The following is a 14,692-nucleotide window of genomic DNA, read 5'->3' as shown; positions in this document are numbered from 1 at the left end:
AATTTATGCTAATAACCTCTGCCACATTTCCCGCACAAATGCTCGCTCGGTGGTAAATTCACTTGCGTCCACCACGCTGTCTTTGCGTAATAAGTTTAGGTGGTGGATTTTGTTACGCAGTGCGGTGTAGCAATGTTGTAGCTGTTCGCTTTGTTCGGAACTTAAAATACCGCATTCTACTGCGCTGTCGAAAATTCGGACATTATCCGACCATACTGCCATTTTCGGGTGTTGGTGGCTGTGGGCTAATACCAAATATTGGGCGATAAATTCAATATCGGTAATACCTCCTTGATCTTGTTTAATATGAAATTGCTCGGCTGAATGCGAGCTTAAATGTTGGTACATTTTCTGTCGCATTTCGCAAATTTCTTGGCGTAATTGACCGCTTGCACGAGGCTGAGCAAGCGTGCTTTGGCGGATTTTTTCAAAGGCTTGTTTGAGGTTTTCCGCCCCAAATACACATCTTGTCCGCACGAGGGCTTGGCTTTCCCACGTCCACGCTTCATTTTTTTGATAATGCTCGTAGGCATTGAAAGTGCTGACTAAAAGCCCAGCCTCGCCTGATGGGCGAAGTCGCATATCCACTTCATATAGTACGCCGGCACTGGTATTAAGGTTAAAAATCGAGTTAATTTTTTGAGCCAATTTTAAGTAAAATTGATGGCTTGAAATCTCTTTTTTACCGCCAACAGTTTGGCTATCCTCTGGGGCATTATGCAAGAAAACCAAGTCGAGATCTGAATTATAGCCCAGTTCAATCCCGCCTAGCTTGCCGTAGCCAATAACTGCAAACCCTTTTTCATCAGCCTCTAAATGTTCCGGCACACCAAAGCGTTGGCTGACTTGCTTCCACGCCATATTTACCACCGCATTAATAATCGCTTCTGCTAAGTAAGTAAGATGATCGCTGATCTTCATTACCAGCAGCACGCCTAAAATATCAGCAGCGGCGATGCGTAAAATTTGGGTTTGTTTGAACTGACGTAAGCCATCAATCAGTGCTTCTTCATCTTCTTCAGGAATGCGGATTAAATAATCCTGCAAGGCAGATTGATATTTTTCAAAAGCCTGCACGTCGGTTAAGCCTCTATGGCTCATCAGCTCATCAAGTAGCATTGGATATCGAGCTATCTGTTCCGCAATCATAACCGACTTACTACACAATGCTAAAAGTTGAGGCAGAATCTGCTCTTTTTCGAGCATTAATTCCAAATAGGTAGTTCGGGTGGTGATTTTATCGACAATATTCAACACGCGAGGCAATAACAATAAATGATCTTCACCTTTAAAAATGCTGTCGGCAATTCTAGGCATTAAATTGCGTAGCACCTCTCGCCCTCTTACCCCAATCGGGCGTTTTACCCAATCTTGAAAGGTAGTAGAAAAGTGACGGAAAATCTCCGTATAATCATTTTCTGCAACCTTTGGATAACCTTTTAGCACTGCGGATAAATCTTCAAGGCGAATGTTATAGTGCAAAATGTCTTTCCATTCGGCTAATTTTTCATTAACCGGATTGCAGTTGGCTTGTGTTTCCTCTTCACCGATAATTTCATTAAAAATCTGGCGTACTGCTTGTTGATATTGGCTCAATACTGCCATAAATTGTTGCCAATCGTTAAAGGAATGCTCCACCCAATGCGTTTTTTCGCTATATAGATCTTGCTGATAATAGCTTTGGCAAGCAAATACAAGGCGGGCTTGCGAGGCTTCATCAGTGGGTAGGGTTTGAGTTTGTTTATCGTCAATCGCTTGTAATACATTTTCAATTTGACGGTAAAAAATATAGGCATTGTGGAGCGTTTCCACCTGCGTTTGGGTTAATAAATTTAATTCTGCCAAGCGTGGTAGCACTTTTAACAGGCTACGTTCTTGTAAAATTTTATCTCGCCCGCCACGGATCATTTGGAAAGTTTGGGCGATAAACTCCACTTCCCGAATCCCACCGGCACCAAATTTAATATTATCGGTTAAATTACGGCGAACCACTTCACGGCTGATTTTTTCTTTCATTTCACGCAACGATTGGATTGCACTGAAATCCAGATAACGGCGGTAAACAAAAGGGCGGAGCATTTGCTTTAAATAGCGATGATTTAAATTTTGGCTATCCTCGCCTAAAATTTTTGCTTTAATCATCGCATAACGTTCCCAATCACGCCCTTGCTCTTGGTAATAATCTTCCATTGCAGTAAAACTCAGCACCAAGGCTCCGCTATCACCAAAGGGGCGAAGTCGCATATCGGTACGATACACGAAACCATCAGCGGTGATCTCATCTAATACTTTAATTAACCGCTGCCCCATTCGGGTAAAAAATTTGCTGTTTTCAATCGGTTTGCGTCCACCTTCGGTTTCACCAATATCGGGGTAGGTAAAAATCAGGTCAATATCGGAAGAAAAATTAAGCTCTCGTCCGCCCAATTTGCCCATACCTAAAATCAGCAGTTCTTGTGTTTCGCCAAGAGTGTTCTTTGGCGTGCCATATTCGGCACAGCAACGCTGAAACAACCAATCTCGAGCGGCTAGAATCAGGCTCTCGGCTAAATCCGACAAATGCTGAAATACCAATTCTACCGTCGCTAATTTATTTGACTGAATAAAGCTCAGACGAGCCAATTCACGGTGGCGAAATTGCCGCAAAACCCTCCCCAACATTTCTTCATTTTCCACTCTTGCTAATATTTTTGCTAAACGCTCAGTATAATTGCAGCAATCATCAGGCGTAGGAAACTTGGCAAGCCATTCTGCCAGTAAATCCGGCTGTTTTTGCAAGGTTTGATGCACGAAATTGGAAAGCGAAATCGCCGTCACAAGCGGTTGAATTTGCTCAGAATTTTGCAAATTGGGCGGTAAATTGAGTTGGGATAAGGGAATTAGGGTGGTAAGCATAAATTTAGGCTCAAAATTGAAAATAGATAGAATTTTACGCTCGATCAATTCCCCTCTTTAGCAAAGAGGGCTTAGGGGAGATTTGGCAGAGGTAATTTTACTCTCATACGAAACATTAATATCGTAATCAAATCTCCCCCAGCCCCTCTTTTCTAAAGAGGGGAGAAAAAATTAAAACACTCTTTTAAACGGTTTAATAATCACATCGCCATACACACCGGCTTCCACATAAGGATCTTGGCTTGCCCATTGTTGAGCTTCTTCAAGTGAGTTGAACTCTGCAATTACAGTTGAACCGGTTACGCTTGAGCCGTCTTCAGTCGGGTTAGGCCCTGCGATTAATAATCGACCTTCTGCCTGTAATTTTTCCAAACGAGCCAAATGAGCCGGGCGAACTTCTAAACGTTTTTCCAACATATTGGGATTATCTTGGGCAAAGATAACATAATACATACTATTCTCCTTGTTTTTCAGGGGTTAAATCAATTAGCGATAATGCTTCGTCTAATTCGGGGTTATTTTCTCTCGGCACAGCACGCGGTTTGCCTTCTTTATCAATCGCTACATAGGTAAATAAGGCTTCGGTTACGAGATAACGTTCGCGATTGCCCTCATAAACTTGTTTGATAAAGACCTCGACTTTCACTTGCATCGAAGAACGCCCTATGTGCATTAACTTGCCGTAGCAGCAGACCACATCACCGACTGAAATCGGGCGGTGGAAAATCATTTTATCTACCGTTACCGTAACGACTCTACCTTTTGCCAACTCTTTGGCTAAAATTGCACCGCCTAAATCCATCTGCGACATAATCCAACCGCCGAAAATATCGCCATTGGCGTTAGTATCTGACGGCATTGCCAAAGTTCTTAAAATCAGTTTCCCTTCCGGGGCTTTTCCATAGGGTTTATCTTTCATTTTTTTGTTCCTGCTTTTCAGCATCTTTTAAGTAAGGGTAAAGGACGAAACCGGTAATAACCGTTGCGACTAAGGTTAAGCCAATAATGCCAAAGGATTTGAAATCAACCCAAATCTCTTCCGATAAATATTGACTGATATAAATATTCAGCAGCATACAAATCAGAAAGAATACTGCCCAACCGAAGTTTATTTTATTCCACACTGCTTCAGGCAACTGAATTTCTTTGCCTAATAATTTTTTGATTAATGGTGTTTTGAACACAAATTGGCTCACTAATAGCACCAATGCAAACAGAGCGTAAACAATGGTTACTTTCCATTGTAAATATTTAACTTCATTAAAATAGGCACTCAGTAAGCCGAAAAAGACCACCGAGCCACCCATAATAATTTGCTGTTTTTCAATTTTGCCGTAGAGCATTTTTAAGGCGATCATTTGCACGATTGTAGCGATAACCAATGCGATAGACGCCATCTGAATACCGCTCATTTTATACACGACAAAAAACAGAATCAGCGGAATAAATTCAAGTAACTGTTTCATTGATACTCCTAACGCACTGCCGGCATTTGGCGGTAAACTTGGTAAAAGCGGAAGCTGAAAATCGCCATAAAGACGTTAATTACCGCACTTAAAACAATGGTAATGAATATGCCAATAAAGTCATTACCAAACACTGTGAACAAACGAGATAACATCCCCGGTAATAAATAAGAAATCACACAAAATAAAATCAGCGGTAGCATTTTTCCACGTGATAATTGAAGCGTAAATTTAATACTTTCCGATAGACTTTTCTGCGGTTTCTCCAATAAATAAGCATAAATCACTAACGATAATTTGATAAAAAAATAAAAACCGACTACCAACACCGGCAATGCAATAATCACTGTTTCAGGCGATGCCATTGCAAAAGATGCACCGAGAGAAAGCGGTAACACCATCACAAATTGTAACAACAGCACAGGTAGGAAGTGCTTTAATGCGTTTCCTGCATTTTGGAAAAATTGACGATAATTGCCATCGTTAATCGATTGGATATTGAAAATCATTAAGACATTGATCAAAAGATTGACAACACCTAATAAAATAGTTGGCAATAGTATAGACACCATTTTAGAGGCATCAATTTGAAGTTGTTGCGGTTGCGACTCCACCATTAGCTCAGGCGAATTTGGCGACACTAAAATAAAAACCAACTGCACAACCACAATGGTGACAATGGCAAACAGTGAAAATGCTTGTTGATTACGCATAAAGTTCCAACTTTGCTGCAATAAATCGACAAATTTAATTGACATAAAATACCCTTCAATAGATTGTAAATATTTTGTTGTGAAGTATAGCAAGGCTTGAGCCAAACTGCATTAACCTATTGTAGATTTTAATCAGTTAGCTAAAATAAAAGAAAAATTTGAAAGAGATAATCCTATGTTAAGCTTATTTGATGCAGGACAGCGTTACCTCAACACTCTGCCGAATCAGAAAAAATTAGCCAATTTTATGCCAGATTACCACATTATTCGCTTGGTAAAATTTTCCTCTAAAGTAATGCCTGCTTTTGCTTGCTTTGCATTAGTTTGGCAATATTGCTTTACCGATCCGACCCAATCTATTTTAGCCAATTCGGTACTTACTGCTGTTTTCGCCATTTCTATTCCGTTTCAAGGGTTATATTGGCTTGGAAAACGGGCAAGATCACCGTTATCTTTATCATTATTGGAATGGTATGAGTCGCTTAGACAAAAATTAATTTCGGCACAAGTCAAATTAGAAGAAACACAAGCGGTACCTTCTTTCCAAGATTTTGCAAATTTACTCAAGCTAGCAGAAGAGACTTGGGGAGATGAATATTTTGATGAGTTATAAAATAAAAAAAGCCCCACTTAAAATAAGTGGGGTAAAACTTTTGTTCTAATTCTGGAGGTTTGAATTACTGTTTTATAAAAGGAGACAAATAAAACAAGAACAAAAGAAAAATAAAATCTTGGCTCCTCCTGCGGGACTCGAACCTGCGACATATGGATTAACAGTCCACCGTTCTACCGACTGAACTAAGGAGGAATTAACGGTGTAAATAATAGGCTAAAACGTTTTAGCCGTCAAATAAAAAAAATAAACTGTCGTTCATTTTTTACATTTCTTGACATTTTTTCGCCAATAAGTATGAGAAAAATACTTAATAAGAGGTACAAACCGGACAGTTATTTTGCTTAGGTAATGCCATTTCTCTGACAGAAAAATGCAAGCCGTCAATCATTAACAATTTTCCGGAAAGAGTTCTGCCGATATTAAGTAGCACTTTAATTGCTTCCAACGCTTGAATACTGCCTATGATGCCAACAATCGGAGCAATGACCCCCGCTTCAACACAACTTAAAGTCGCATCACCAAACAACCTGCTTAAACATTCATAGCACGGTTCTTGTTCTTGATAACAAAATACACTCACCTGCCCTTCAAATCGAATTGCCGAACCGGAAACAAGCGGTCGTTTTTGCTTAAAACATTGCAAATTTAACTGATTACGCACAGTAACGTTATCGGTACAATCCAGCACTAAATCTACATTTGCAATCAGCTTGGCTAACTGCTCATCGGAACATCGCTGATTGATAGTTTCAATCTGAATGTTCGGATTAATCGCCGCTAATCGAGCTTTGGCAGATTCCACCTTTGGCTGCCCGATAGTCGCATCGGTATGTAAAATTTGGCGTTGCAGATTAGAAAGTGAGACCAGATCAAAATCCACCAAAGTCAAATGCCCAACGCCGGCAGAAGCTAAGTATTGCGATGCCGCACAGCCCAAACCACCTAAACCGACAATCAACACTCGGCTGGCTTTTAACTTTTCCTGCCCGTCAAAATCCACGCTTTTTAGGATAATCTGGCGATTATAACGTAGCATTTCGTGATCGGTAAGTTCCATTTTTACACCTAAAGAGTAAACGATGGCGCAAGCGTCCACGCTTGTGCCTATATTTTTATTGCTAGCACAAGCGTGGACGCTTGCGCTATCTTAATTCATTAATACATCAGCGAATTAAACGGCTGAATAGTGACTTTTTCCCCAGCATCAACATTGCCTCGTTCTGCTTCTAGCACAATAAAACAGTTACTTTCATTAAAAGCGCTGAAAATATGTGAGCCTTGCGTGCCAACTGCACGAACTTCTAACTCACCTTTTTCATTGGCATAGTAATAGCCCCGTTGGAAATCTTGGCGACCGACCGCTTTTTTCAATTTTCCGGCACTGCAAGCGGTTAGATTTTGGGTTAATTTTGCAATTTTATCTGTCGATAAACCCGAAAGTTTGGCTAACGCCGGTTGCGCTAATTGGTAGAAAGTCACTAATGCAGAGACAGGGTTGCCCGGCAGCCCAAAAAACCAAGCCTGTTCTAATTTACCGAATGCAAAAGGCTTGCCCGGCTTCATCGCAATTTTCCAGAAACCGATTTCGCCTAATTTTTCCAGTACATCTTTGGTAAAATCTGCCTCTCCCACAGATACGCCGCCACTGGTAATCAACACATCGGCTTGCTGTTGGGCTTGCCTGAAAGTTTGCTCAAACAGAATTGGGTCATCAGGCAAAATCCCAAAATCTAAAATCTCGCAGTTGAGTTTTTCCAGCATTAAACGCACCGCAAAACGGTTGGTGTCGTAAATTTTTCCCTCACTCAAAGGCTCGCCAACTGAGGTTAATTCATCGCCGGTTGAAAGAATTGCCACTTTTAATTTTACAAAAACAGGCACAGAAGCAATACCGAGTGAAGCTAGCAACGGTAAACTGGCTACATTCAATAATGAGCCTTTTTTCAAGACCAATGCCCCCTGTTTAACATCTTCCCCAATGCGGCGAATGTTACTGCCTAATTTTGGAATATGGTTAAAGGTTACAGAGCCATCGGAATTTAACGTAGTTTCCTCTTGCATTACAACGGCATCAACGCCCTGTGGCACTAATGCTCCCGTCATAATCCGCACGCATTCGCCTGCCTTTATTTCGCCGTTAAACGGGTTACCGGCAAAGGCTTTACCAGCCACATTCAAGGTTAAATTTTGTGCTAAATCTGAAATACGAACCGCGTAGCCGTCCATCGCCGAATTATCAAAATTCGGTACATTAATCGGGGAAAAAATATCCTCTGCCAACACTCGGTTAGCACACTCATTTAACGGAAGTTGTTCCACCAATTTAGGTGTCGATAAACGAGCAAGCATATTATCTAACGCATCACTCAAAGCCAAAAGTGCCATAATTTCCTACCTATTCAACGTTTAGCTAATTTGTACAAAGAAATCCCGTACGCCAATCAACAGATTATTCACCGCAATCGCAGCCAGAATTAACCCCATCACTCGGCTGATAATCGCAGCCCCTGCATTACCAATAAGGTGCTGAATACGGTTTGCCGCTAATAGCAACAAATAGGTAATAAAGAGTACCAAAAGCATAATGCCGGCGGTGATAATTTGATCGCCGATATGAAAACGGTGATTGTCGGTTAATAATACGATTGCCATCATCGCCCCGGGAGAAGCAATCGACGGTACAGCTAGCGGATAAACCGCCAATTCATTCAGATTACTGCTGATCCGCATTTCTTGCTCGGGCTTGCTTTCGCCAAAAATCATCGTTAAAGCAAATAACAACAGCACTAAGCCGCCTGCCGCTTGGAATGCAGGTAACGGAATCTGCATTGATTCTAACAGCACTTGCCCACCGATAAGGAAGAAAATCAAAATACCGGCGGCAATCAAGACCGCATTTAGTGCAATTTTACGCCGTGCTTCAATCGGCAAACCAATGGTTTTTGCCAAATAAACAGGAACAGAACCAATCGGGTCGATCACCGCCCATAAAACCACAAATTGTACCGCTAATGAATCAAACATATTCTCTCCTGTTATCTTGATAATTTGCAAAATTTTAGCATAAAACAACCGCTTGCACGGCTTTTTCTTACAGATAGCTCACCGGTAACGCTACCAAATTTTCACTTAAATAAAGTTTGGTCGGATATTGGTTAATAATCGCTCCCTGCCCTAATTTCCATTCACTAGAAACTGAGTTTAGCAAGTCAAAACTTTTTGCCATTTTTTTGGTTGGGCTTGCCGTGACCTTAATTTCTATCGGATAAAGCGTGCGATCATATTCAATAATTAAGTCGATCTCTTTCTGGTTAGTATCACGGTAAAAATAAATCGGCGGCTCAATTCCTTGATTATGAAAGGATTTTATAATTTGGCTTACCACAAAGGTTTCAAAGAACTGCCAGCTTTTTGCCCCTTGAGCAATAGTTTCGGGGGTAAGCCATTTGGTTAAATACGCCATTAACCCGGTGTCTAGAAAATACACTTTTGGGGTCTTAATTGCCCGTTTCAAATGATTGTTGTGGTATGGCTGGAGCAAATAGATAATGCCGGAAGTCTGCAAAATGGCGACCCAACGTTTAATCGTTTCATTCGATACTCCAACTTCTTGAGCAATATTACTGTAATTGAGTAGCTCACCACTACGAGAGGCAATAGAGACCATAAAACGGGTAAAATCCGTTGTGCTGGCAATATTGGTTAATTGGCGAACATCTCGCTCAATGTAGGTCGCTACATAAGAGCGATAATAAATCTCCCAATCCACCTCTTGTGCATATAAACGAGGCATATCGCCTTTATGGATAAGCTGCCAGATGTTCTCCGGTGATTTTAATTCTTGCTCCCGAGCTAACAAATAGTCGGTTGTCGGTAAAAAAGGTTGATCGAACTTCACCCCTAAAATTTCACGCAACGAAAGCCCTTGTAATTTTAAAATAGCAATACGACCGGCAAGTGTTTCACTCACATTCTGCATTAATTCAAAGGCTTGCGACCCCGAAAGTAAAAACAAACCGTTTTGCTGTTTTTTATCAATTTCTAACTTTAATAACGCAAAAATTTCAGGCACATACTGTACTTCGTCTAAAATAAGCTTGCCTTGATGGTTTAAAAAAACAGGCGAGATTTTTGTTTAGCCAGCTCCAGCAACATTGGGTCATCAAAAGTAATATATTGATAGCCCTCACCAATATGTTGTAACAATGTCGATTTACCAACCTGTCTTGCCCCTGTCACTAAAACGGCAGGAAATTGCGCCACGAGTCGTTTTAACAGCGATTGCATTTGCCGAGAAATCATTTTTCCTCCAAAATAGCCTAAATCAAGTTTAACCTCATATATAATGTTGAATTAAACTTAATTTAAATTATTTTTTAAGTTTAATTCAACACAGAATATTGAATTAAACTGAATTTCTTATTTTAGTTCACAAAGCAATGGCTTTGCTTTTTTATGCTAAAATACGCAAAATTTTTAACAAAATAGACCGCTTGCAATGATCTTTTTTACAGACTTAATTTTAAAACGAGGGCATTCCGTTCTCATTGATAACAGCTCCGTTACCATTCACACCGGGCAGAAAGTCGGTTTGGTGGGAAAAAACGGCTGTGGCAAATCCTCTCTTTTTGCCTTACTGAAAAATGAATTACAACCTGAAGGTGGCGATGTATCGTTGCCGAAAAACTGGGCGATCTCGTGGGTAAATCAAGAAACGCCTGCGTTAGCTATTTCAGCGTTAGACTATGTGATTCAAGGAGATCGGGAATATACCCATCTTATGGCTGAGCTAGATATCGCAAATGAAAAGAATGACGGCAACCGCATTGCGATTATCCATACTCAACTTGATACCATTGATGCTTGGACAATTCAATCCCGTGCCGCTACCCTGCTTAACGGCTTGGGGTTTAGCACCGAACAACTGCAACTGCCGGTGAAATCCTTCTCCGGTGGCTGGCGTATGCGGTTAAATTTGGCACAAGCTCTGATTTGTCGTTCCGATCTGTTATTGCTTGACGAGCCAACCAACCACTTAGACTTAGATGCGGTTATTTGGTTGGAGCGTTGGCTGAGTAACTATCGTGGCACTTTATTGTTAATTTCGCACGACCGTGATTTTCTCGATCCGATTATCGATCGGGTGATTCATATTGAACATCAAAAGCTCAATGAATACACCGGCAATTACACCTCGTTTGAGATTCAACGTGCGACCAAAATCGCCCAGCAGAATGCCGCTTATCAGCAACAGCAACGTAAAGTTGCTCATTTGCAGAGTTTTATCGATCGCTTTAAAGCCAAAGCGACTAAAGCGAAACAGGCACAAAGCCGAATTAAAGCGTTGGAAAAAATGGAGCTTATTGCCCCAGCCTATGCTGATTCGCCGTTTGAATTTGAATTTCGCCCACCGCTTGCACTGCCTAGCCCGTTATTAATGATGGAAAAAGTCAGTGCCGGCTATGCGGAAAAAACGGTGTTGGAATCGGTCAAACTGAATTTGGTTCCCGGCTCTCGTATTGGTTTACTCGGGAGAAACGGTGCAGGGAAATCCACGCTGATTAAATTATTGGCGGGCGAACTTCCGCCCCAAAACGGCTCAATTCAACTGGCAAAAGGCGTGCAACTCGGCTATTTCGCCCAACATCAGGTGGATACACTACGTTTTGATGAAAGCCCACTTTGGCATTTACAAAAACTCGCACCGGAAAAAACCGAGCAGGAATTACGCAATTATTTAGGCGGTTTCGATTTTAAAGGCGATAAAGTGGTACAAGCTGTGAAATCATTCTCCGGCGGAGAAAAGGCCCGTTTAGTGCTTGCCTTAATTGTATGGCAACGCCCGAATTTACTGCTATTAGATGAGCCAACCAACCATTTAGATTTAGAAATGCGACAAGCCCTGGTTGATGCACTGACCTATTACGAAGGCTCGCTAGTGGTGGTTTCGCACGACCGCCATTTATTGCGTAGCACCGTGAATGAATTTTATTTAGTGCACGACCGCAAAGTGGAAAAATTTAAAGGTGATTTAGACGATTACCAAAAATGGCTCAATGAGCAAAACGCCTTAGCCAACGAGCCGAAATCCGTACTTGCAAAAGATTCGGCAAATTCGACCGCTTGCTCTAGCACCAATGAAAATAGTGCAGCTCAACGCAAAGAGCAAAAACGCTTAGAGGCAGAGCGCCGCCAACAAACCGCCCCATTGCGGAAAAAAATTACTCAACTGGAAAAAGAGTTAGAAAAAGCAACCGAAAAATTAAATAAACTCGAAGCAATGCTTACCGAAAGCGACATTTATGAAGCCGAAAATAAAGCAAAACTAACTGAAACACTTGCGAAACAGTTAGAGGCAAAAAGGCTGGTTGAAGAAATTGAAATGCAATGGTTGGAGGCTCAGGAGGAGTTTGAGACCATGTTACGCTAGGGTTCTACAAGATAGCGCAAGCGTCCACGCTTGTGCCATTTAAGGGAACTATACACCTCAAAAAAACAATGATCATTAAGCTAGCTTTTTTATAAATTTAAAAACCTATAGATTAAATAAATAATGATATTAATAGTAAAATCACGAGTGCAACTACACTGACGATAATAAAATCAGGCATACTTATTCTCCCTATAAAATGTGGTAATGTAACTACAAATTAATTATATAATGAACCTAAAAAAGGTTCAACATTATTTGTACCTAATATAGGTGCAATGAAAAATCTTAGATTATCAATACATTCCAGCGAGCATATTTGGTTAAGAGAACTATTCTTAAAACGCCGTTTGGAACTAGGGCTAACACAACGCACATTAGGAGAAAAAATGGGCGTTCTTTACTCATTTATCGGAAAAGTAGAAACAGGAGATCGCAGATTAGATATTTTTGAATTTATCGCTTATTGCAAAGGGTTAGATTTAGATCCTTTATCTGTATTGCAAGAAATTGAACAACAATTTCCTCATAAATAAAGGCATTGAGTTATAACTCAATGCCTTTATTTTCTATGTCAAATCTCTACATGCTCGGCTTAGTCTCTGCCAGAATGGCGTATTTATTATTCATTTCCTCTGCCCAAGCGGTTAAATTTGGGTAATTTTTTGCAAGATCGTAGCCTATCTTATCTAAGCGGAATGCCCACCAGTCAATTAATGCTACTGCGGTTAATGTGCCTAAATTCAGCTCTGTGCCAAACTCTTGCAATGCCTCTTCTAATTGTCTGAACGAACGGATATTGCGTTCCATTAATTGCTCGTGGCGGCTGACCCACCATTCATTCTCGGGGCGAGCCATACGTTCTTGTAATAAAGTTGGCATCGTATTTTCCATAATGCCGTCCGCCAAATTATGTAATGCCAACACTGCCCAGCGAGGTTTACCCTCTTTAGGTAACAGTGGAGTGTTATTGCCTTTTTGGTCAAGATATTCGCTAATTAACAAACTACCGAAAAGCCAACGTCCGCAGTTGCGTTGTAGGGCAGGAATACGTCCTAACGGGTTATCTTGATTATGTGGCGAATTTGGATCCATTGCTTTTGTCACCCGCAACATTTCGACTTTATCGTCTAATTGGTGGTGTTTAATCACCGCAAGGGCTTTGCGGGCGAAAGGGCTGGTGGTTGAGTACCAAAGTTTCATACTATTCTCCGTGTTTGATGTGATTGGATTTGCAAATTTTTTGCCAAAAATGACCGCTTGTCGGCAAGGCTTGCACTGAGATTTTCTCATTTTCGTATTCAAAATCAAGCTGATAAGCGTGCAAATAAACACGGTCGGCTTGGCTACCTGAATAGAGTTTATCACCTAAAATCGGGCTGCCCAAACTTTTCATTGCCACTCTTAATTGGTGAGTTTTGCCTGTTTTGGGTTGCAAAATAAAATGCCTGAGCGAGTCTTCAACAGAATGAGAAATAAATTGCGTTACTGCCGGGTTTTCCTTACTGTGGCATAATTTCCACGCTCCATTTCTGCTTTTTTGCATATCGCCAACAATTCTACCCTGCTTTTTCTTCGGCTTTTTATCGCTTAATGCCCAATAGGTTTTGTAGATTTTATGCTGTTCAAATAAATGGTAAAACCTTGCTGCCGCCTCTTTATTCAACGCTAAAATCAGTAAACCTGAGGTGATTTTATCCAGACGGTGAACCAGCCAAACCTGCTTTACATTCAGTTGGCGAGCCACTAATTCCGTTAAGCCGATTTCAGCCTCATCTTTATGCACACTCAAGCCTTCCGGCTTATTGATAATAATAAAATCACGATGTTGATAACAAATAGGCAATGTTGGGGTCATTTTGCTATAATCCTTCCAATTTTTGACTATTTTAGCAAGGAAATTACAATGGCTGTTACCATTTATTTAGTACGACACGGCAGAACCGTGTGGAATTTGGAAGGCAGATTACAAGGCTCGGGCGATTCCGCTTTAGTAGAAGAAGGGATTATCGGAGCGAAGAAAACCGGCATTGCGTTAAAACATATTCCGTTTACCGCCGCCTATTCCAGTATGCAGAAACGGGCTCAAGATACCGCAAACTACATTTTAGCAGAAAATGAACGCAGTAATATTCCGCATTTTCATCATAAAGGCTTGAATGAATTTGATTTTGGCAGCTGGGAAGGAATGAAATCTGTCGATTTGCAAGAAAATGATGAATATTGGGTGATGAAACGTACACCGGCAGAATATCTGGCAAAAGCAAACGGTGGCGAGCGATTTGAGCAACTTTATCAACGGGTGACTCAGGCGTTCAATCAAATCGCCGAGCTACACCAAAATGACGGCAAAGTGCTGATTGTTTCACATGGTATGACCTTAACCTTACTCACGGCTGTGTTAAAAGGCATTGCGTGGCAAGATTTCCGCAATGAAGAAAAACATAGCTTTGTGTTCAATACTGCCATTACGAAAGTAGAAGTAGAGAATGGCAAAGTAACGGTGCTGGAATTTAATAATACCGACCATTTGGATAATGTGCCAACAAGCCAATACAAACGATAATATTAA

The 14,692-nt window shown here is 41.0% G+C and carries 14 protein-coding genes, 1 tRNA gene and 1 pseudogene; 4 read left to right on the top strand and 12 right to left on the bottom strand.

The genetic code is table 11. The annotated features are described in order from the left end of the window. Window positions 1-3: 3 nt before the first annotated feature. The 5 genes from glnE to EDC41_RS07290 all read right to left on the bottom strand — a co-directional run bounded on the left by glnE (window position 4) and on the right by EDC41_RS07290 (window position 5,119). A complete protein-coding gene (gene glnE, locus EDC41_RS07310; protein WP_032849179.1) occupies window positions 4-2,895 on the bottom strand; it encodes a bifunctional [glutamate--ammonia ligase]-adenylyl-L-tyrosine phosphorylase/[glutamate--ammonia-ligase] adenylyltransferase in 2,892 nt (963 codons plus the stop codon). Window positions 2,896-3,066: 171 nt separating this feature from the next. Continuing rightward, complete coding sequence (locus EDC41_RS07305) at window positions 3,067-3,348, bottom strand: YciI family protein (protein ID WP_006252387.1); 282 nt, start codon at window positions 3,346-3,348, stop codon at window positions 3,067-3,069. Between the two features lies 1 nt (window position 3,349). Beyond that, window positions 3,350-3,814, bottom strand: coding sequence for an acyl-CoA thioester hydrolase YciA (gene yciA / locus EDC41_RS07300; RefSeq protein ID WP_006248049.1), 465 nt, complete (start codon window positions 3,812-3,814; stop codon window positions 3,350-3,352). Further along, on the bottom strand, window positions 3,804-4,361 hold the full coding sequence (locus EDC41_RS07295) for a septation protein A (RefSeq protein ID WP_006248048.1): 558 nt from the start codon (window positions 4,359-4,361) through the stop codon (window positions 3,804-3,806). Before EDC41_RS07295 ends, yciA begins: the two co-directional genes overlap by 11 nt. An 8-nt stretch (window positions 4,362-4,369) precedes the next feature. Then, window positions 4,370-5,119, bottom strand: coding sequence for a hypothetical protein (locus tag EDC41_RS07290; RefSeq protein WP_020824152.1), 750 nt, complete (start codon window positions 5,117-5,119; stop codon window positions 4,370-4,372). A gap of 130 nt (window positions 5,120-5,249) precedes the next feature. On the opposite strand from EDC41_RS07290, the gene yfbV reads away from it, so the two are divergent. After that, the gene (gene yfbV / locus EDC41_RS07285) at window positions 5,250-5,687 is read left to right on the top strand and encodes a terminus macrodomain insulation protein YfbV (RefSeq protein WP_006248046.1); all 438 of its coding nucleotides are present in this window, start codon (window positions 5,250-5,252) and stop codon (window positions 5,685-5,687) included. Between the two features lie 119 nt (window positions 5,688-5,806). Here the strand turns inward: yfbV and EDC41_RS07280 are convergent. The 5 genes and pseudogenes from EDC41_RS07280 to EDC41_RS07260 all read right to left on the bottom strand — a co-directional run bounded on the left by EDC41_RS07280 (window position 5,807) and on the right by EDC41_RS07260 (window position 9,992). Beyond that, a tRNA-Asn gene (locus tag EDC41_RS07280) sits at window positions 5,807-5,882 on the bottom strand. 115 nt (window positions 5,883-5,997) lie between these two features. Further along, window positions 5,998-6,747 carry a molybdopterin-synthase adenylyltransferase MoeB gene (moeB, locus tag EDC41_RS07275; RefSeq protein WP_006253460.1) on the bottom strand — a complete coding sequence of 250 codons (750 nt, stop codon included), beginning with the start codon at window positions 6,745-6,747 and terminating at the stop codon, window positions 5,998-6,000. A gap of 98 nt (window positions 6,748-6,845) precedes the next feature. After that, window positions 6,846-8,075, bottom strand: a complete 1,230-nt coding sequence (gene moeA, locus EDC41_RS07270; protein ID WP_006252384.1) for a molybdopterin molybdotransferase MoeA — start codon at window positions 8,073-8,075, stop codon at window positions 6,846-6,848. 21 nt (window positions 8,076-8,096) lie between these two features. Next, window positions 8,097-8,714 carry a MarC family protein gene (locus tag EDC41_RS07265; protein ID WP_006248043.1) on the bottom strand — a complete coding sequence of 206 codons (618 nt, stop codon included), beginning with the start codon at window positions 8,712-8,714 and terminating at the stop codon, window positions 8,097-8,099. A 67-nt stretch (window positions 8,715-8,781) separates the two neighbouring features. Beyond that, window positions 8,782-9,992: pseudogene (locus EDC41_RS07260) on the bottom strand (ATP-binding protein). A 196-nt stretch (window positions 9,993-10,188) separates the two neighbouring features. On the opposite strand from EDC41_RS07260, the gene EDC41_RS07255 reads away from it, so the two are divergent. Beyond that, window positions 10,189-12,120 carry an ABC transporter ATP-binding protein gene (locus tag EDC41_RS07255; RefSeq protein ID WP_006248041.1) on the top strand — a complete coding sequence of 644 codons (1,932 nt, stop codon included), beginning with the start codon at window positions 10,189-10,191 and terminating at the stop codon, window positions 12,118-12,120. Window positions 12,121-12,398: 278 nt separating this feature from the next. Beyond that, window positions 12,399-12,656 carry a helix-turn-helix domain-containing protein gene (locus tag EDC41_RS07250; RefSeq protein ID WP_006248040.1) on the top strand — a complete coding sequence of 86 codons (258 nt, stop codon included), beginning with the start codon at window positions 12,399-12,401 and terminating at the stop codon, window positions 12,654-12,656. 46 nt (window positions 12,657-12,702) lie between these two features. Here the strand turns inward: EDC41_RS07250 and EDC41_RS07245 are convergent, their stop codons facing one another. Next, on the bottom strand, window positions 12,703-13,323 hold the full coding sequence (locus tag EDC41_RS07245; protein ID WP_006248039.1) for a glutathione S-transferase: 621 nt from the start codon (window positions 13,321-13,323) through the stop codon (window positions 12,703-12,705). A gap of 1 nt (window position 13,324) precedes the next feature. Then, window positions 13,325-13,978 (bottom strand): TIGR01621 family pseudouridine synthase, encoded by a 654-nt coding sequence (locus EDC41_RS07240; RefSeq protein ID WP_006248038.1) that lies wholly within the window; start codon window positions 13,976-13,978, stop codon window positions 13,325-13,327. 48 nt (window positions 13,979-14,026) lie between these two features. Here EDC41_RS07240 and EDC41_RS07235 point away from each other — a divergent pair, with 48 nt between their 5' ends. Continuing rightward, window positions 14,027-14,686, top strand: coding sequence for a histidine phosphatase family protein (locus EDC41_RS07235; RefSeq protein ID WP_006248037.1), 660 nt, complete (start codon window positions 14,027-14,029; stop codon window positions 14,684-14,686). The last annotated feature ends 6 nt before the right edge of the window (window positions 14,687-14,692 follow it).

Origin of the sequence: Mannheimia haemolytica, from assembly GCF_004342115.1 — a bacterium.
Lineage (GTDB): Bacteria > Pseudomonadota > Gammaproteobacteria > Enterobacterales > Pasteurellaceae > Mannheimia > Mannheimia haemolytica.
The sequence above is the reverse complement of the archived record's forward strand: the minus strand, read 5'-3'. Positions and strand labels throughout refer to the sequence as shown.

Coding starts and splice junctions, on each gene's coding strand:
- EDC41_RS07240 (WP_006248038.1), bottom strand. CDS start 13,978: ATGACCCCAACATTGCCTATTTGTTATCAACATCGTGATTTTATTATT.
- EDC41_RS07305 (WP_006252387.1), bottom strand. CDS start 3,348: ATGTATTATGTTATCTTTGCCCAAGATAATCCCAATATGTTGGAAAAA.
- EDC41_RS07255 (WP_006248041.1), top strand. CDS start 10,189: ATGATCTTTTTTACAGACTTAATTTTAAAACGAGGGCATTCCGTTCTC.
- yciA (WP_006248049.1), bottom strand. CDS start 3,814: ATGAAAGATAAACCCTATGGAAAAGCCCCGGAAGGGAAACTGATTTTA.
- EDC41_RS07265 (WP_006248043.1), bottom strand. CDS start 8,714: ATGTTTGATTCATTAGCGGTACAATTTGTGGTTTTATGGGCGGTGATC.
- yfbV (WP_006248046.1), top strand. CDS start 5,250: ATGTTAAGCTTATTTGATGCAGGACAGCGTTACCTCAACACTCTGCCG.
- EDC41_RS07250 (WP_006248040.1), top strand. CDS start 12,399: ATGAAAAATCTTAGATTATCAATACATTCCAGCGAGCATATTTGGTTA.
- EDC41_RS07290 (WP_020824152.1), bottom strand. CDS start 5,119: ATGTCAATTAAATTTGTCGATTTATTGCAGCAAAGTTGGAACTTTATG.
- moeA (WP_006252384.1), bottom strand. CDS start 8,075: ATGGCACTTTTGGCTTTGAGTGATGCGTTAGATAATATGCTTGCTCGT.
- EDC41_RS07295 (WP_006248048.1), bottom strand. CDS start 4,361: ATGAAACAGTTACTTGAATTTATTCCGCTGATTCTGTTTTTTGTCGTG.
- moeB (WP_006253460.1), bottom strand. CDS start 6,747: ATGGAACTTACCGATCACGAAATGCTACGTTATAATCGCCAGATTATC.
- EDC41_RS07245 (WP_006248039.1), bottom strand. CDS start 13,323: ATGAAACTTTGGTACTCAACCACCAGCCCTTTCGCCCGCAAAGCCCTT.
- EDC41_RS07235 (WP_006248037.1), top strand. CDS start 14,027: ATGGCTGTTACCATTTATTTAGTACGACACGGCAGAACCGTGTGGAAT.
- glnE (WP_032849179.1), bottom strand. CDS start 2,895: ATGCTTACCACCCTAATTCCCTTATCCCAACTCAATTTACCGCCCAAT.